Here is a 17554-nt window from a genome sequence, read left to right on the forward strand (position 1 = left end):
TGATGATGTGATCGCCGGACCGGTAGAATCGCGGCGTTTTTTTAAAGATCGGGACCAGGGACATGTCATATCGCGTCGTCATCAGCATTGCGTTGTTGCTGTTTAGCTGGGGCGCCGTCGCGCAAAGTCCCACGGTTGCCACGGGTATTTCTTATACGCGCGACATTCAGCCGATCTTCACTGAAAAATGTGTGGCCTGCCACGCCTGCTACGACTCCCCCTGCCAACTCAATCTGGGCAGCGGCGAGGGCGCCGCTCGCGGTGCGAACAAATCCCTGGTCTATGACGGTAATCGCACTCACGCCGCCGCGCCGACCCGGTTGTTTTATGACGCCTTCGGCAAGCGCGCCTGGCAGCAAAAAGGCTTCAACTCAGTGCTCGACGCTCAGGGCAGTCAGGCCGCGCTGATGGCGCGGATGCTCGAGTTGGGCCATAAGGCGCCCATGCAGCCCAATGCCAAGCTGCCCGAAGAGATTGTCCTGGGTCTGAATCGGGAAAACACGTGCGCCATGCCGGCGGAGTTCGATGCCTATGCCGATTCCCACCCGAAGGAGGGCATGCCGTTGGCGGTGACGGGTCTGACCGATCAGCAATATCAGACCTTGCAACGCTGGCTGGCCTCCGGCGCGCCCATCGATCAGCAAGGCCTGGCGCCCAGCGAGAAGGAAGCCCTGGAGGTGGAGCAGTGGGAGAGCCTGCTGAATGCGCCGGGTGCGCGAGAAAGTCTGGTGGGGCGCTGGTTGTTCGAGCACTGGTTTCTCGCGCACATCTATTTCAAGGATGGCGAACCCGGGCATTTCTTCCAGTGGGTGCGTTCGCGCACGCCGAGCGGCCAGCCGATCGATCTGATCAACACCCGCCGGCCCAATGACGATCCCGGCACTCAGATCTATTACCGCCTGTGGCCGGTGCAGGGCGTGATCGTGCACAAGACCCACATCACCTATCCGTTGAGCGCGGCGAAGATGGCGCGGATCAAAACCCTGTTCTACAACGGCAACTGGCAGGTCAACGCGCTGCCGGGCTATGGGCCGGAACGCCGGGCCAATCCGTTTACCACCTTCGAAGCCATCCCGGCCCAGGCGCGTTATCAGTTCATGCTCGATAACGCCGAATATTTCGTGCGCACCTTTATTCGCGGCCCGGTCTGCCGGGGCCAGATTGCCACGGACGTGATTCGCGATAACTTCTGGGCGCTGTTTCAGGCCCCGGAGCATGACCTCTACATCACCGACCCGATATACCGCGGCCATGCGACGCCATTGTTGGCGATGCCCGGGCAGAACGACGACGTTGGCAGTGTCCTGAGCCTGTGGCATGACTACCGCGACAAGCGCAACGCGTATGAAACCCTGCGCCGGTACAGCTATGCGGACCTGCCGCCGCCGAGCTGGTCGAGCCTGTGGGCAGGTAATGACAACGCCTTGTTGAGTATCTTTCGACATTTCGACAGCGCCTCGGTGACCAAGGGCCTGATCGGCGAGGTACCGCAAACCATCTGGCTGTTCGACTTTCCGTTGCTGGAGCGCACTTACTATCAGTTGGCGGTGAACTTCGACGTGTTCGGCAACGTCTCGCATCAGGCCCAGACGCGCTTGTATTTCGACCTGATCCGCAACGGCGCGGAGCAAAACTTCCTGCGCCTGATGCCGGCCAACTCCCGCGACGGTTACCTGAACGATTGGTACCAGAGCAGTGGCAAATTCAAGATGTGGATGGACTATGAATCGATCGACAACGACACGCCGACGGCGCTGAAACTCGATCCGAAGGACCCCAAACGCGATTTCGTCAAGCAGTTGCTGGCGCGCTATGGCGAGCTCAACGCCAACCCGGACCCGATCAATCGCTGCGACGGAGCGTACTGCTCGCGACCCAACATCGATCTGGACTTGCAGGGTGCCGAACAAGCCCTGAATCGCCTGACGTCGCGCCCGGCGGCCGGCCTCCAGGTCATAGACCAGTTACCTGAAGTGACCATGCTGCGCGTCGAGACCGCGAGCGGCCAGCGCGTGATCTACAGCCTGCTGCGCAACCGCGCACACAGCAACGTGGCGTTCCTGCTTGGCGAGTCGCTGCGGTATGAGCCAGGGCTCGACACGCTCACCATTTATCCGGGGATCATGAGCAGCTACCCGAACTTCATGTTCAACATTCCCGCCGAACAAGTCCCGGCCTTTGTCGACGCCATGGAAAACGCCAAGGACGCCGGCAGCTTCGAGAGGATTGTCGATCGCTGGGGGGTAAGGCGCAGCCATCCGCAGTTCTGGCAGTACTTCCATGACTTGAGTCGCTACATCCATGAGACCGATCCGGTTGAAGAGGGCGTACTGGACATGAATCGCTACCAGAATCTTTGATCGATTTTTGCAAGGTGCCTGATGTCCCGGTCTGCGTAGCGACCATCGGATCAGGATCGTGGGAAAGCCGCGATTGGGTGGTCAATTGCAGCTATCGGTGGTTTAAAGTCGGGATTGACGGCGAATGGCCGGGTAAGGCTGCTCCTGTTCTTTCCTGACAAAAATACTGGGACTTTGTCCGGCGCGATGATTGGCGTAAACTGCGCCCAAGCCTGCGAGGAGTTTCCATGACCGCTATAACCATCACCGACGCCGCCCACGACTATCTGGCTGATCTGCTCTCCAAGCAGAACACCCCGGGCATTGGCATCCGCGTCTTTATCACCCAGCCTGGCACCCAGTACGCCGAAACCTGCATTGCCTACTGCAAGCCGGGCGAAGAAAAACCCGAAGACACGGCGCTGGGGCTTAAAAGCTTCACCGCTTACATCGATTCGTTCAGCGAAGCTTTCCTGGACGACGCGGTTGTCGACTACGCCACCGACCGCATGGGCGGCCAGCTGACCATCAAGGCGCCAAACGCCAAAGTCCCGATGGTCAACGCCGACAGCCCGATCAACGAGCGCATCAACTATTACCTGCAAACCGAAATCAACCCTGGGCTCGCCAGCCATGGTGGTCAGGTCAGCCTGATCGACGTGGTTGAAGACGGCATCGCCGTTCTCCAGTTCGGCGGTGGTTGCCAGGGCTGCGGCCAGGCAGACGTGACCCTGAAGGAAGGCATCGAGCGCACCTTGCTCGAGCGCATCCCCGAGCTCAAGGGTGTTCGTGATGTGACTGACCACACGCAGAAAGAAAACGCCTACTACTAAGGCGTTCGCTGCGAAATTAAAAAACGGCGCCCGTGAGCGCCGTTTTTTATGGGTGTTCGATAACCTGTGGCGATCCGACAAGCCCCCTCGGCACAGGATTCAGCAGGGTTCAAGGTCGATAGAGATGCGCATGCCCTGCGCGATACAGCGACGACTCGCTGAAATGGTCACTGCCCAGCACCCGTCCCACCAGAATCAATGCCGTGCGCCGAAAACCCTTGGCCTGAACCTTCCCGGCAATGTCTTCCAGCGTCCCCACCACCCAGTCCTGATCCGGCCAGGTCGCCCGGTGAATCACCGCGATCGGGCAATCCGCGCCGTAATGCGGCAGCAATTCGGCCAGGATTTTTTCCAGATGATTGACCCCCAGATGAATCGCCATGGTCGCTCCATGCTGCGCCAGGCTGCCCAATTCCTCGCCGGCCGGCATCACGGTTTTGTCGGCGTATCGGGTCAGGATCACGCTCTGTGAGACATCGGGCAGGGTCAGTTCCGCACCCAAAAGCGCTGCGCAGGCGGCCGTAGCGGTGACCCCGGGAATGATTTCAAAGGCAATGCCGAGTTCGCGCAGGTAGCGAATCTGCTCGCCGATGGCGCCATACAGGCTCGGGTCGCCGGAATGCACGCGAGCCACGTCCTGGCCCTTGGCGTCGGCGATCTTGATCAGGTCGATAATCTGTTCCAGATGCAGTTCGGCGCTGTTGACCACCTGCTCGGCACAATGCCCTTGCAGTACTGCGGCGGGCACCAGCGAACCGGCATAGATGATCACCGGGCAGCTGCGAATCAGCCGCTGGCCTTTGACGGTGATCAGCTCGGGGTCGCCAGGACCTGCGCCTATGAAGTAGACGGTCATCGTCGATTCCTGTGGGAAAAAAGGGCTGGGCAAGGCACCAGATGAAGATTGCTCATGATCGAAAGCGCGGATTATCGAGGATTTTACGTCGAGCAGGCCAATGCGAAGGTGGCCTGGGCATATTTTTGCCGCTTGATCAGCAGCTTGGCCGGCGAATGGGTCAACTGTTCGGCCAGGGCCAGGGCGGCACTTTCCGCTATGCCGTAGCAGCCGGTTCGTTCGAAGGCGATCTGCGAATGATGGCTGAGTTGTGGCTCATAGCCGGCCAACTGTTCGCTGCTGAAGTACGTCAGTGGCAGCGCGAGTTGCTCGGCCAGTTCGACAAGGGCCGGTTCATCTCGCTTCAAATCGATACTGGCCAGGGCCTTGATCTGATGCAGTTCGATCTGGTGCGCTTGCAACGCCTGATCGAGCAACGCCCGTAACGTGCTGACGGGGCAGCCCCGTTGGCAGCCCAGGCCGACCACGAGGGTCGGCGCTGTGCCGGTATCGGTCATGCGTGGTATTGGCCATCGCGTTTGCGGCGGAACAGCCAGGCGCTGATCAGGCCCAGGGCCAGCCAGAACGCGACATTGGTCAGCTGCGAAGCGATTTTGAATTGGGTTTCCAGTGCTTGCGGTGCCAGCATCGAGTGCACGTCCGGCTGCGGCGCGCCAATCACATGAGGGACGGCAATGATGGCTGCACCGAGGACTTTCATCAGCCAGTGACGGCTGAACGCGATCAGCGCGATGCCGACTGCGGTTGAAGCGGCGGTGCCAATCCACCAGGTCTGCCGTTGCGCCAGGTCGGCAGCGGCGGTGCCTGGCAGTTCCGGCGGCAGGCCAAGGGTCGGCGCGAGCACGAAGGTCGCGTAACCGGCCAGGCCCCAGAGCAATCCCTGAGAAGTTTTGGTCGGCGCGCGCAAGGTGTACAGGCCGGCGAGCATCAGGGCGAAACCGACAGCCACCACCAGATTGCCGCCGGTGGTCGACAACACGCGCTGCCAGCCGTTTTCCGGCTCCCAGGCTTCGGCATCGTGGGTGTGGGCGGCGACGCCAGGGGCGTGTTCGTGGACTTCAACAGCAGCGGGTTCGGATTTTTCGTAGGTTTCGGCCTGCAAAATCAGCGGAGCGACCCAGAAGCTTTGCAGCAGGGTCAGCAGCAGGGCGGCCAGCAGCCCCGTGAACCCCGCGGTTTGCGCGATACGCTTGATCATGTCGACAGGTCTCAATGGCACGGGAAGGCAGCGCTGTGACGGGTATCGTGAGCAGCGTTGTGAACGGCTTCGATGTGCGAGAAACCGGCGAAATACACCAGGCACGCGCCGAGGATCGACGCACACACGGCGGCGGTCAGGCGTTGAGTCAGGGTTGTGGTGCTGCTGGTGGTGGTGCTGTGGCCGGTACTGCTGATGATCGACATGGCGCATCCCTCAGTTCTGTCAGCGGGGAATGGGAGCGCATGCAAATCCCTGCGCGAGCGAGCGCGCAGAGGTTCGAACAGCGCCCGCCCACCGCGGGTTTGTCATTCAGTGATAGTTAGGTTCACTTTGTGTTGCGGGCCGGTCTCCGGGCTCACGAGGGGTGCGGGCTATCGCCTGAACCTGCAAGCATCACCTTCCCATGCCGCACTGGCACAGTGGATCTGACGCTTCGCTCGCTTACCGTTGCGGGGGCAGCACCGGACTGACATGGCTTTAGAGTAAAGCACATGATTCACCGGTTTCCCGTTTCACCCTGTGAAGGGCACCCGTAACAAGGCGTGTAGGAGAGCATGGGCAGAGGTGGGGCGTCAATTGGCAAGTGTTCTCAACTCGGGACCGCATTGCTTCAATCGCGAACAGGCTCGCTCTCGCATTTGACCGCATTTTTCTCGGAAAACCCGCTCCCGGTGGGAGCGAGCCTGCTCGCGATGACGGCGTTGCAGGCGCTGTAGAACTCAGCATGAACATTGACCCGCCCCAATACGATGCGTAGCCTTGCGCTTTCGAGGTTCTTCGGCGTTTGCCGAAGCTAAGAAGGGAACGCGGTCGATGCCGCGGCTGCCCCCGCAACTGTGAACGGTGATGTTCGCTGCCACGCCACTGCATGCTCAGGTCCTGAGCCCGCGGGAAGGCGCAGCCAACGCCAGTCAAGCGACTGGCACGCCGTCAGCCAGGAGACCTGCCTCGAACAGATTCTCACTACAACCGGGCGGGGTGATCCGGTGGCGAACGCTTCCGGCGCGCACAGGCGTTGCCGGTTCTCGTCCCGTATGCCCGCCACCTTGCCAAAGGGCATCCGATGAAAACACTGGCCAAACTCCCCGTCACCATCGTTACCGGCTTCCTCGGCTCGGGCAAAACCACCTTGCTGCGGCACATGCTCGACAACGCCCAAGGGCGTCGCATCGCGGTGATCGTCAACGAGTTCGGCGAACTGGGCATCGACGGTGAAATCCTCAAGCAGTGCTCCATCGGCTGTACCGAAGAAGAAGCCAATGGCCGCGTCTACGAACTGGCCAACGGCTGCCTGTGCTGCACCGTTCAGGAAGAATTCTTCCCGGTGATGCGCGAACTGGTCGCCCGTCGCGGCGATCTCGACCACATCCTCATCGAGACCTCGGGCCTGGCGCTGCCAAAGCCGCTGGTCCAGGCGTTCCAGTGGCCGGAAATCCGCAGTGCCTGCACCGTTGACGCGGTGATCACCGTGGTCGATAGCCCGGCCGTGGCCGCCGGCACCTTCGCTGCGTTCCCGGATCAGGTGGACGCCCAGCGCAAACTCGATCCGAACCTGGACCACGAATCGCCGCTGCACGAGCTGTTCGCCGATCAGTTGTCCAGTGCCGACCTGGTGATCCTCAACAAGGCTGACCTGATCAGCCCGGAAGACCTGGCCCGCGTACGCCTGGAAGTCGCAGAAGAGCTGCCGCCTGCGGTGAAAGTCATCGAAGCCAGCAGCGGTCGCCTGCCACTGGACGTGCTGATCGGCCTGGGTGCCGGTTCCGAAGAACACATCGACAGCCGTCACAGCCATCACGATCATCACCACGACGATGACGATCATGACGACCACGATCACGACGCTTTTGACTCTATCTCCATCGAGCTGCCGGCCTCTGACGAGAGCCTGCTGATGGACGCGCTGACGCAACTGGTAGTGGAGCACAGCATCCTGCGGGTCAAGGGCTTTGCGGCGATTCCGAACAAACCGATGCGCCTGCTGATCCAGGGCGTGGGCACTCGTTTCGACAAGCACTTCGACCGCCAGTGGGGTGGCGAAGAAGAACGCACCACGCGTCTGGTGTTGATCGGCCAGGCGCTGGACGCCGCGCTGCTCGAAACCCAATTGCGCGCCGCGCTCAGCGTATAAGCCATGCACCTGCTCAGGACCCAGCCCGGCGGTTTCGTGTCGGACGACAACATTGCCGACCTTGGACAAACCCCCGCCGAGCTGGTGATCCTGTGCAGCGGCGACTCCAGCCTGGCGCTGCTCGCCGAAGCGGCGCAGCAGTTGCCCGACGATTACCCGAGCGTGCGCCTGGCCAACCCGATGCAGGTACAGAATCACGCTTCGGTTGATCTGTACGTCGACGAAGTGCTGCGCCACGCCAAGGTCATTCTGATCTCGCTGCACGGCGGCATCGCCTATTGGCGTTATGGCGTGGAGCGGCTGGTGGAGCTTTCGCAACGTGGGGTGCAGCTGATTCTGGTGCCGGGTGACGACCGTCCTGACCCGGAACTCAGCGACCTCAGCACCGTGGCCCCGCAGGACCGCGAGCGGCTCTGGCACTTCCTGCGCCAGGGTGGCATGGGCAATGCGCTGGACCTGTTTCGCTGCCTGGCCAATCGCTGGCTGGGTCGTGACTACGCCTGGTCCGAGCCGCAAGTCTTGCCGCGCACCGCGATCTACCACCCGCACAAAAGCCCCGCGCAACTGAGTGATTGGCAAGCCGAATGGCGGGCCGGTCAACCCGTGGCAGCGGTGCTGTTCTACCGCTCGCACTTGCAGGCGGCGAACACCGCTTTCATCGATGTCTTCTGTCAGCGTTTGCAGGCTGCGGGGTTGAATCCGTTGCCCATCGCCCTGGCCAGTTTGAAAGAGCCCGGCTGCCTGTCGGTGGTCGAGGACTGGCTGGATGAGGTTGAGGCCGGGGTGATTCTCAACACCACCGGTTTCGCCCAATCGAGCCCTGAAGCTCCACATTTGCGTCCGTTTCGCCGCAACATCCCGGTGATTCAGGCAATTTGCGCCCAGGATAACGAGCCGGGATGGCGCGCCAGCGAACAAGGGCTCGGCCCGCGTGATCTGGCGATGCATATCGCCCTGCCGGAACTGGACGGGCGGATCATCAGCCGGCCGATCAGCTTCAAGGATCTGGCCTGGCGCAGTGAGCGCAGTCAGTCCGACGTGGTCTGCTACCGCGCGCAACCGGAACGCATGGACTTTGTCGCCGAACTGGCGCGGCGCTGGATTGATCTGGCGCGGCTGCCGAATGCCGAAAAACGCGTCGCGCTGATCCTCGCCAATTACCCGACCCGCGATGGGCGTATCGGCAATGGCGTCGGCCTTGATACGCCGGCGGCGGCACTGAATATCCTCCGTGCACTGCAGGCCGAAGGTTTTCCATTGCCGGCGCAGTTGCCGGACAGCGGCACCGCGTTGATCCAGCAACTGCTCGGCGGCGTCAGCAACGATCTCGATACCCTCGACCAACGCCCATGCCAGCAAAGCCTGGCAATGGACGATTACCTGCAGATGTTCAACGCGCTGCCCGAAGCCAACCGCCGGGCAGTGCTACAACGCTGGGGTGCACCCGAGAGCGATCCGATGTGCCGCGCCGGACGGATGATGATTGCCGGGTTGCGTTTCGGCCTGACCTTCGTCGGCATTCAACCGGCGCGGGGTTATCAGGTGGACCCGAGCGCGGTGTATCACGACCCGGACCTGGTGCCGCCCCACGGCTATCTGGCGTTTTACTTCTGGCTGCGCAACACCTACGGCGCCCACGGCGTGATCCACGTCGGCAAGCATGGCAACCTCGAATGGCTGCCGGGCAAAGGTGTCGGGCTCTCTGAACATTGCTGGCCGGACGCGCTGCTCGGGCCGTTGCCGAATATCTATCCGTTCATCGTCAACGATCCGGGCGAGGGCGCCCAGGCCAAACGACGCACCCAGGCGGTGATCATCGATCACTTGATGCCGCCGCTGACCCGCGCCGAAACCTACGGCCCGTTGCGCAATCTCGAACTGTTGGCGGATGAGTACTACGAAGCGCAACTGCTCGATCCACGGCGTGCCCGCGAGTTGCAGCGCGACATCCTGCAACTGGTGCGCGACACGCACATCGACCGCGAACTGCAACTGGACGAGCCACTCGACAGCGATGCCGACGCGGCGATCTGGTTGCCGCGTCTGGACACCTACCTGTGCGATTTGAAAGAGTCGCAGATCCGCGATGGCCTGCACGTGTTCGGCGAGTCACCGACCGGGCGCCTGCGCATCGACACCTTGCTCGCGCTGCTGCGCATTCCACGGGGCGATGGGCGTGGTGCGCAATCGAGTTTGTTGCGAGCGCTGGCGAAAGCCTTTGAGCTGGGCTTCGATCCGCTCGATTGTGTGCTGGCCGAGCCGTGGAACGGGCTGCGTCCGCATGCGTTGTTGTCGATCAGCGATGAACCCTGGCGCATTACCGGCGACACCCGCGAACGCCTGGAACTGTTTGCCACACAACTGATCTCGCAGGCGCTGGATGCCCCCTGTGGGAGCGAGCCTGCTCGCGATGGTTTATCAGCCACATTGACGCCAACTGACACACCATCGCGAGCAGGCTCGCTCCTACAAGAGGCCGGCTGGACTGAGGTGCAAGCCATCCTCGACAACCTGCGCGAAGTGGTCGCGCCACGCTTGGACGCCTGTGGCCCGGCCGAAATGCGCGGCCTGCTCGATGCCCTGAGCGGGCGCTTCGTCCCGGCCGGTCCCAGCGGCGCACCGAGTCGCGGGCGCCTGGATGTGCTGCCGACCGGGCGCAACTTCTATTCAGTGGACGTGCGCAACCTGCCAACCACCACGGCATGGCGCATCGGTTTCCAGTCCGCCAACCTGATCCTTGAGCGTCACCTGCAAGACCATGGCGATCACTTGCGTCAGCTCGGTCTGTCGGTGTGGGGCACCGCGACCATGCGCACCGGCGGCGACGACATCGCCCAGGCCATGGCGCTGATGGGCGTGCGTCCGGTGTGGGCGACCGGCAGTCAGCGGGTCGACGATTTTGAAATCCTGCCGCTGAGTTTGCTCGACCGCCCCCGCGTCGACGTGACGTTGCGCGTCTCGGGCTTTTTCCGCGATGCCTTCGCCAATCTGATCCGCCTGTTCGACGCCGCCGTGCAAGCGGTCGCCGCACTGGACGAGCCGGACGACCTCAACCCCCTGGCGGCCAAGGTTCGCGCCGAACGTGAAGCGTTGTTGAAGTCGGGACTGGATGAAGACGCGGCCAGACGTCAGGCCGGTTGGCGCATCTTCGGTGCCAAGCCCGGCGCGTATGGCGCGGGCGTGCAGGGCGCCATCGACGGTCGCCTGTGGCAGAGCCGCGAGGATCTGGCCGAGGTGTATCTGAACTGGGGCGGCTACGCCTACGGCGGCTCCGACGAAGGCACCGCCGCCCGCGAGCAGTTCGCCCAGCGCCTGAGCCAGGTGCAAGCGGTGCTGCAAAACCAGGACAACCGCGAGCACGATCTGCTCGACTCCAATGACTACTACCAGTTCCAGGGTGGCATGCTCGCCGCCGTGGAAAACCTCAGTGGTGCAACGGCGGCCAGTTATCACGGCGACCATAGCCAGCCGGACCTGCCCAGAATCCGCACGCTCAAGGAAGAGCTGAGCCGGGTTATCCGCTCCCGGGCGGCCAATCCGAAGTGGATCGAAGGCGTCAAACGTCACGGCTACAAAGGCGCGTTCGAAATGGCCGCGACTGTCGACAACCTGTTCGCCTTCGATGCCACCACCCGATTGATCGACGATCACCAATACGCGCTGCTGGCGGATGCCTATTTGCTCGACGCCAATACCCGTGACTTCGTCCGCGAGCACAATTCCCATGCCTTGCGCGACATGACCGAACGCATGCTCGAAGCACAGCAGCGGGGCATGTGGAAAGAACCGGGCGCGTATCGCGAGGCGCTGGAGAATCTGTTGCTGGACATAGAAGAAGACAGTTAAAACACCGCCGACCCTGTGGGAGCGAGGTGTTTGTGAAATCACCGACCATGACCGAGATTGAACAATGACCGACACCCCCCATTTCCCGCTCTCCGCCGTGGTCGGCGCCGACGATTTGAAACTCGCGCTGTGCCTGACCGCCATCGACCCGAAGATCGGCGGTGTGTTGATCGAAGGCCCGCGCGGCATGGCCAAGTCGACCCTGGCCCGTGGCCTGGCGGACCTGCTGGCCAGCGGTCAATTCGTCACCTTGCCTTTGGGCGCTACTGAAGAGCGCCTGGTGGGCACGCTCGATCTCGACGCTGCATTGAGCGAAGGTCGCGCGCAATTTTCCCCGGGCGTGCTGGCCAAGGCCGACGGTGGCGTGCTCTACGTCGATGAAGTGAATCTGCTGCCCGATCACCTCGTCGATCTGCTGCTCGACGTGGCGGCCAGCGGCACCAACCTGGTCGAGCGCGACGGCATCTCCCACCGGCATTCGGCGAAGTTCGTGCTGATCGGCACCATGAACCCGGAGGAGGGTGAGCTGCGCCCGCAACTGCTCGATCGATTTGGCTTGAACGTTGCCCTCGGCGGCCATACCGCGCCGGCCGAGCGCGGGCAAATCATCCGGCGGCGCCTGGACTTCGACACCGATCCGCACGGCTTCTGCGCCGAGTGGGAACGCCGGCAGCAGGCGTTGCGCGAGCGTTGCCAGCAGGCACGCAGCACGTTGGCCAGCATTGCCCTGGACGATGACGCCCTGGCGCAGATTACCGAGCGTTGTTTTGCCGCCGGGGTCGACGGATTGCGCGCCGATCTGGTCTGGTTGCGGGCGGCGCGGGCCCATGCCGCCTGGCGCGAGGCGCGTGCCATAACCGTCGAAGATATCGATGCGGTCGCCGAATTTGCGTTGCGCCATCGCCGTCGTGAGCAAACGCCACCGGCACCCCCACAGCAACAGTCCCACGCCGGTCAACAGCCAAACACCGGCGAAGGCCAGGGGCAGTGGGGCGAAATGCCTGCTCAGGCGCTGCCGGTCGGGGCCCGTCGTGAAGTGCCGAGCTGGCCAAAAAAGCCCTAGGCATTCGCCCTCGCTCTGACGCGGGGGCGAATGCCAGACCCCGCGCCGGACGCCTCGACCACGGCAAGCAGGGCAAACGTCATGCTGCGCGCGACGGTTCGATCAACTGGCCCGGTACGTTGCTGAACGGCCGGCCACGTCAGCGTGACGACTTGTTGTTCCACCTGCGTACCCGTTCAGCCCATGAGCTATGGCTGGTGATCGTCGATGCATCGGCATCCACGCGTCGCCACCAGGCCTTGAGTGATGCCAAAGGTTTGCTGGCACAGCTGTTCGACGATGCTTACCGCCAACGCGCGCACCTGGCCTTGCTGACCGCCAGCGGAACGCAGCCGAAGTGGCAGGTGCAGGGGTTGAAGGCGTCCAGCGGATTGCGCGCCTGGCTCGATGGACTCGGGGCCGGCGGTGGCACGCCGTTGCTGGCGGCGTTGAGTGAAGCGGGGCACTGGCTGAGCGTACGGCGCAAGCGCTTCCCGGCGGAGCAGCAACGGTTGCTGCTGGTGACTGATGGCCGCTTGAAGGATTGGCCGACGTTGCCCACGCTCGATTGTCCGGGGCTGGTGATCGACATCGAACGCGGGCCGATTCGCCTCGGGCGCAGCCGGGTCCTGGCGGCGCAGTTGCAGGCTGAGTACCGGCATATCGACGGGTTGCTTCCGCGCTGAGATGTGCGGTGCCCAGGCTTCCCTCATCGGCGGACCGCCCATTCAAAGATGAATTCGGCCGGCTCACCCTTCCTGACAGGCCTGCACGCGGGGTGTCATTCAAGCACCAGGTTCGAGCGCTGCGCTGGAATCGGATTGCGCATCAGCGTGCCCACCACCAGCGCACCCAATAATCCCGCCAGCCCCGCGACCCAAAGCAGCAGGCTGAACCCCGCCACGAACGCTTGGCGGGCCAGCGGTTCGACCCTCATGCGAGCCGACTCAGGCACCAGGCTCAGTGCCGCACTCATATCACCGGCCACCACCCGCGAGGCGATCTCTTGGGCCTGGCCGAGCAGCGCCGGACCCAGGGTCGACAGGTCCGAGTGCAGCTGTTGTTCGGCGTGGCTGGCGAGCAGCGCACCATACACGCCGATGGCCAGCATCACCGCACTGAAACGCATGGTGGTGCTCATGCCCGAGGCCATGCCGGTGCGCTCGCGCGGCACGCAGGCCATGATGTTTTTCTGCGTATCGCCATTGAGCAATCCGGCGCCGGCACCGGTCACGGCGATCGCCAGGGCGAAGGGCAGGTAGCCGCCGCTGTTGACCGCCCAGGCGCTGAGCAGGTTGCCGCTGCCCACCAGCGTCAGGCCGATGGCCATCATGTTCGCCGGGGTCACACGTCCGGCCAGGCGCGCACCGAGGCGCGGGAAGATCAACATGGTCACGGCAAACGGCAACATGCCCAGCCCGGCGAAGATGGCGCTGAAACCCAGGCCGTTCTGCAGGTAAAACGGCAGCAGGGTCATCATCACTTGGGCGCACGCGGCGTAGGCGAACATGCCGAGCAGGGCGCCGATGAAGCGTGGATGCCTGAACAGTCGCAGGTCGATCATCGGCCGCTGCTGCAGGCGCTCGATCAGCACAAACAAGCCCATTAACAGCGCACCGCCCAACAGGCGGGTGTAGGTGAGGGGGCTGTTCCAGCCGATCCGGCTGGCTTCGATCAGGCCCCAGATCAGGCACAGCAAGCTCGCGCTGAAGGCGAGGCTGCCCCATGGGTCGAGGCGCGCAGCCTGAGCGTCACGGGATTCCGGCACTGCACGCCAGACCATGTACATCAGGAACAGGCCGACGGGCAGGTTGAGGTAGAAAATCCAGCGCCAACCAACGTATTCGGTAATCAACCCGCCCAGGGTCGGCGCCGCAGTCATGGCCACGCCCATGCAGCCACCCCAGAACGCCCAGGCTTTGGCCCGTTCCACTTCATCGTGGAAGGTGTGGCCGATCGAAGCGAGTGCCGAGGTCAGCAACAACGCGGCGCCGACGCCTTTGATGGCCCGGGCGATGTCGAGAAACAACGCGTTTGGCGCCGCGCCGCAACCGACGGACGCGAGAATGAAAATGCCCAGGCCCCAGATCAGGGTTTTCTGCCGGCCAAAGCGGTCGGCCAGGCTGCCAGCGGGTAGCAGCAAGGCGGCAAAGGCCAGCATGTAGGCGCTGACCACCCATTCGATGTCTGCGAAATTGGCCCCCAGATCCCGGGCGATGCTGGGCAAGGTAACGGCGACGATGTTGGTGTCGAGCACGATCAGCGAACACACGGCCGACGCGGTAAGTAAGGTCAGTTGCTTGCTCGCCCTGGGTTTGACGGACATGGCATGGGTTCTCTACTGTGAGGTTGCGTGCAGCTTATCGCTGGCAGACGCTGCCTTTGTTAGTCGTACCTCGTCACTTCATTACCTTTGAGCTAATGCACCGATGGACATTCGTCATTTCCGCTATTTCCTCGCGGTCGCCCGGCACCGCAACTTCACCCGTGCCGCCGAGCAATTGGGGATCGCGCCGCCGACCTTGACCCGGCAGATCCAGGACATGGAAGCCGAACTGGGGGCGCGTCTGTTTTTGCGCCAGGCACGGGACGTCAGCCTGACCGAAGCGGGCGCGGCGCTGGTGATCGAGGCCGAAGCCACGGTGCGGCAATTTGAGTCGGCCCAGCGCAATGCCCAGCGTGCCGGCCGTGGCGACATCGGGCACATCGAACTCGGTTATGTTGCTTCGGCGGTGTATTCGGGGCTGCTGCAAAAGCAGGTGCAGGGTTTTGCCGGCCAATACCCGGATGTCAGCCTCAATGTGCGTGAAAGCCCCATGGCCAGTTTGCCGAACATGATTCTCGAGGGGCGCTTCGACCTGGGCTACATCCGCTGTCCACTGTCCTTGCCCGATGGCATCGAAGGCGTACGCCTGAGCGACGAAGGTTTTGTGCTGGCGTTGCCGGCGGACTCGTGGCTCAACCGCCTGACGGTCATCAATTCGACGCACTTGCAGAATGAAAACTTTATCCTCCCCGAACAAGTCGTTGGCACCTTGCAGGTGGCCGCTCAGGGCGATTTTGTGCCGAAGCTGGGGGCGCAGCCGGGTGGGCTGGTGGCGGTGATCGCGCTGGTGTCCCTGGGGCAGGGGGTGGCGGTGGTTCCGGAGTCGGTGGTCGGTCATGTCAGCCTGCCAAACGTGGTGTATCGGCCAATCAAGGATTGCAGTGCATCGTCGTGGCTGGCGTTGATCCATCGGCGGTTTGAGAAATCACCGGCGGTTCTCCGGTATATCGATTGGATAAGAAAAGCGGGGTCGCTCCAAAAGAGCCTCTACAGATTTTGAAATGATTTTCGGCTGTAGGAATTATCCCGATCAACTGTACGATCCAAGTCCTTTTTTCCATTCAGGACTTGCATGAACACCCTCACGGAGCCCCCCGGTTACCCTTTCCCTTCGCGCCAACGCGCGTTCTTGACGCACGCCAAGCCCTCGTTATTCCAGCACCCAAACGCCCTTGTCCCTGCAGTTTCACGGCCTCTGCGCCGCGCCTTGCCGTGCCCGGCAATCTGAATTCACTGACGAGATCGAGACGTTTATATGGAATGGATAGCTGACCCCACCGCATGGCTGGGTTTGTTGACGCTGATTGTGCTGGAGCTGGTGCTGGGCATCGACAACCTGGTGTTTATCGCGATCCTCGCCGACAAATTGCCGCCTGAGCAGCGCGACCGTGCGCGAATCATTGGTCTGTCCTTGGCGTTGTTGATGCGTCTGGGTCTGCTCGCCAGCATTTCCTGGCTGGTGACCCTCACCCAACCGCTGTTCGAGGTGTTTGACAAGAGCTTCTCCGGGCGTGATCTGATCATGCTGTTTGGCGGTGTGTTCCTGTTGTTCAAGGCCACCATGGAGCTGCATGAACGCCTCGAAGGGCATGTCGGCCAGCGCTCGTCCAACACGGCCTACGCCTTGTTCTGGCCGATCGTGGCGCAAATCGTGGTGCTCGATGCCGTGTTCTCCCTCGACGCGGTGATTACCGCAGTGGGCATGGTCGATGAACTGGCGGTGATGATGATCGCGGTGATCATTTCCATCGGCCTGATGATCGTCGCGAGCAAGCCGCTGACCCGTTTCGTCAACGCGCACCCGACGGTAATCATGCTGTGTCTGGGCTTCCTGATGATGATCGGTTTTGCGCTGACCGCCGAGGGGCTGGGCTTCCATATTCCCAAGGGCTACCTGTACGCGGCCATCGGTTTCTCGATCCTGATCGAGGTGTTCAACCAGATTGCCCGGGCTCGCCGCAAGCGTTCGATGCAGGGCCTGCGACCGATGCGTGAACGCACGGCTCACGCGGTGATGCGTTTGCTGGGCGGTCGCAAACTGGCCGTGGAGGAGGTCGGCGAAGACATTGCCGACCTGTTGGACAACGGCGAAGCACCGACTGAAGAACTGTTCGACCGTCGCGAGCGGGTGATGATCAGCGGCGTGTTGCAACTGGCTGAACGGCCGATCCGTACCCTGATGACCGTGCGCGCCGACGTCGATCATATCGACCTGGACGATGATGCCGAGGCCATTCGTACGAAGTTGATGCACTCGTCCTACTCGCGTCTGCCGTTGATTCGTGACGGTGCAGTGGATGAGCCGTTGGGCTTCGTGCACAAAAAGGAATTGCTGAAGGAATACCTGGCCGGCAGCGAGCCTGATCTTGCGCACCTGGCGCGCCAGACCATCAATTTGCTCGACAGTTATTCGATCCTCAATGCCCTGGAACAGATGCGCAAGGCATCGACCCACATCGCTTTTGTGGTCAATGAATTCGGGGGTTTCGTCGGTGTACTGACCATGACCGACATTCTGGAATCGATCGCCGGCGAGTTGCCCGATGCGAGTGAGATCGAAGGTCCGGATGTGATCGAGGACAACGGCGGGTTTGTGGTCAGTGGCGCCTTGAACCTGGCGCGGGTGCGGCAACGCACCGGATTTGCGGCGCAACCGACCGACGACTATCAAACCCTGGCCGGGTTGGTGGTGAGCTTGTTGGATCGCCTGCCGATGATCGGTGACAGCCATGAGTGGCAGGGCTGGCGCATGACCGTCCTCAAGGTCGAAGAGCGGCGGGTGACGCGGGTGTTTCTGGCGCGTGTCGACGGCTGACGTTGCGGTGGGCCCGAGGGCCCTTTCTGACAAGCCAGCGTTTACAGGTACGGTGGTGCTGTAGGCGCTGGCTTGCCGGCTGAGCATTTCGGAAACTAAAAATCCTACATAACAAAAACACCTTTCCCACATCAGAAGCAGAGTTGCCCTGCATCAATCCCGCGT

The 17554-nt window shown here is 62.4% G+C and carries 13 protein-coding genes and 2 riboswitches; of the genes, 8 read left to right on the plus strand and 5 right to left on the minus strand.

The window, feature by feature from the left end:
* Nucleotides 1-62: 62 nt before the first annotated feature.
* Both ACX3YF_RS22340 and nfuA read left to right on the plus strand, forming a co-directional pair.
* Entirely contained in the window at nucleotides 63-2360 is a 2298-nt protein-coding gene (locus ACX3YF_RS22340; RefSeq protein ID WP_458974269.1) for a fatty acid cis/trans isomerase, read from the plus strand.
* Between the two features lie 227 nt (nucleotides 2361-2587).
* Nucleotides 2588-3172, plus strand: a complete 585-nt coding sequence (gene nfuA / locus ACX3YF_RS22345; protein ID WP_007959519.1) for a Fe-S biogenesis protein NfuA — start codon at nucleotides 2588-2590, stop codon at nucleotides 3170-3172.
* 109 nt (nucleotides 3173-3281) lie between these two features.
* On the opposite strand, the gene cobM is transcribed toward nfuA, so the two are convergent.
* The 4 genes from cobM to ACX3YF_RS22365 form a co-directional block, all read right to left on the minus strand.
* Nucleotides 3282-4028 carry a precorrin-4 C(11)-methyltransferase gene (gene cobM / locus ACX3YF_RS22350; RefSeq protein WP_448646711.1) on the minus strand — a complete coding sequence of 249 codons (747 nt, stop codon included), beginning with the start codon at nucleotides 4026-4028 and terminating at the stop codon, nucleotides 3282-3284.
* An 83-nt stretch (nucleotides 4029-4111) separates the two neighbouring features.
* On the minus strand, nucleotides 4112-4525 hold the full coding sequence (locus ACX3YF_RS22355; RefSeq protein WP_288101331.1) for a cobalamin biosynthesis protein: 414 nt from the start codon (nucleotides 4523-4525) through the stop codon (nucleotides 4112-4114).
* Entirely contained in the window at nucleotides 4522-5226 is a 705-nt protein-coding gene (locus tag ACX3YF_RS22360) for a CbtA family protein (protein WP_130204062.1), read from the minus strand. Before ACX3YF_RS22360 ends, ACX3YF_RS22355 begins: the two co-directional genes overlap by 4 nt.
* 11 nt (nucleotides 5227-5237) lie before the next feature.
* Complete coding sequence (locus ACX3YF_RS22365) at nucleotides 5238-5432, minus strand: CbtB domain-containing protein (RefSeq protein WP_047529763.1); 195 nt, start codon at nucleotides 5430-5432, stop codon at nucleotides 5238-5240.
* Between the two features lie 120 nt (nucleotides 5433-5552).
* Nucleotides 5553-5778, minus strand: a riboswitch (cobalamin riboswitch).
* Nucleotides 5779-5982: 204 nt separating this feature from the next.
* Nucleotides 5983-6194, plus strand: a riboswitch (cobalamin riboswitch).
* A 98-nt stretch (nucleotides 6195-6292) separates the two neighbouring features.
* Here ACX3YF_RS22365 and cobW point away from each other — a divergent pair.
* The 4 genes from cobW to ACX3YF_RS22385 all read left to right on the plus strand — a co-directional run bounded on the left by cobW (nucleotide 6293) and on the right by ACX3YF_RS22385 (nucleotide 12934).
* Nucleotides 6293-7360 carry a cobalamin biosynthesis protein CobW gene (gene cobW, locus ACX3YF_RS22370; protein ID WP_196586166.1) on the plus strand — a complete coding sequence of 356 codons (1068 nt, stop codon included), beginning with the start codon at nucleotides 6293-6295 and terminating at the stop codon, nucleotides 7358-7360.
* Between the two features lie 3 nt (nucleotides 7361-7363).
* Complete coding sequence (cobN, locus tag ACX3YF_RS22375) at nucleotides 7364-11206, plus strand: cobaltochelatase subunit CobN (protein WP_458974270.1); 3843 nt, start codon at nucleotides 7364-7366, stop codon at nucleotides 11204-11206.
* Between the two features lie 64 nt (nucleotides 11207-11270).
* The gene (locus ACX3YF_RS22380) at nucleotides 11271-12269 is read left to right on the plus strand and encodes an ATP-binding protein (RefSeq protein ID WP_448646708.1); all 999 of its coding nucleotides are present in this window, start codon (nucleotides 11271-11273) and stop codon (nucleotides 12267-12269) included.
* A 2-nt stretch (nucleotides 12270-12271) separates the two neighbouring features.
* Entirely contained in the window at nucleotides 12272-12934 is a 663-nt protein-coding gene (locus ACX3YF_RS22385) for a vWA domain-containing protein (RefSeq protein ID WP_449106640.1), read from the plus strand.
* Nucleotides 12935-13029: 95 nt separating this feature from the next.
* On the opposite strand, the gene ACX3YF_RS22390 is transcribed toward ACX3YF_RS22385, so the two are convergent.
* Nucleotides 13030-14574, minus strand: a complete 1545-nt coding sequence (locus ACX3YF_RS22390; RefSeq protein WP_458974271.1) for an MFS transporter — start codon at nucleotides 14572-14574, stop codon at nucleotides 13030-13032.
* 103 nt (nucleotides 14575-14677) lie between these two features.
* Here ACX3YF_RS22390 and ACX3YF_RS22395 point away from each other — a divergent pair, with 103 nt between their 5' ends.
* Both ACX3YF_RS22395 and ACX3YF_RS22400 read left to right on the plus strand, forming a co-directional pair.
* On the plus strand, nucleotides 14678-15574 hold the full coding sequence (locus ACX3YF_RS22395; protein ID WP_458974272.1) for a LysR family transcriptional regulator: 897 nt from the start codon (nucleotides 14678-14680) through the stop codon (nucleotides 15572-15574).
* Between the two features lie 255 nt (nucleotides 15575-15829).
* The gene (locus ACX3YF_RS22400) at nucleotides 15830-17389 is read left to right on the plus strand and encodes a TerC family protein (protein WP_458974273.1); all 1560 of its coding nucleotides are present in this window, start codon (nucleotides 15830-15832) and stop codon (nucleotides 17387-17389) included.
* Nucleotides 17390-17554: the final 165 nt, after the last annotated feature.

The organism is Pseudomonas fluorescens group sp. PF-69, assembly GCF_054481235.1.

Coding starts and splice junctions, on each gene's coding strand:
- ACX3YF_RS22400 (WP_458974273.1), top strand. CDS start 15,830: ATGGAATGGATAGCTGACCCCACCGCATGGCTGGGTTTGTTGACGCTG.
- ACX3YF_RS22390 (WP_458974271.1), bottom strand. CDS start 14,574: ATGTCCGTCAAACCCAGGGCGAGCAAGCAACTGACCTTACTTACCGCG.
- cobW (WP_196586166.1), top strand. CDS start 6,293: ATGAAAACACTGGCCAAACTCCCCGTCACCATCGTTACCGGCTTCCTC.
- ACX3YF_RS22365 (WP_047529763.1), bottom strand. CDS start 5,432: ATGTCGATCATCAGCAGTACCGGCCACAGCACCACCACCAGCAGCACC.
- ACX3YF_RS22380 (WP_448646708.1), top strand. CDS start 11,271: ATGACCGACACCCCCCATTTCCCGCTCTCCGCCGTGGTCGGCGCCGAC.
- nfuA (WP_007959519.1), top strand. CDS start 2,588: ATGACCGCTATAACCATCACCGACGCCGCCCACGACTATCTGGCTGAT.
- ACX3YF_RS22355 (WP_288101331.1), bottom strand. CDS start 4,525: ATGACCGATACCGGCACAGCGCCGACCCTCGTGGTCGGCCTGGGCTGC.
- cobN (WP_458974270.1), top strand. CDS start 7,364: ATGCACCTGCTCAGGACCCAGCCCGGCGGTTTCGTGTCGGACGACAAC.
- cobM (WP_448646711.1), bottom strand. CDS start 4,028: ATGACCGTCTACTTCATAGGCGCAGGTCCTGGCGACCCCGAGCTGATC.
- ACX3YF_RS22340 (WP_458974269.1), top strand. CDS start 63: ATGTCATATCGCGTCGTCATCAGCATTGCGTTGTTGCTGTTTAGCTGG.
- ACX3YF_RS22395 (WP_458974272.1), top strand. CDS start 14,678: ATGGACATTCGTCATTTCCGCTATTTCCTCGCGGTCGCCCGGCACCGC.
- ACX3YF_RS22360 (WP_130204062.1), bottom strand. CDS start 5,226: ATGATCAAGCGTATCGCGCAAACCGCGGGGTTCACGGGGCTGCTGGCC.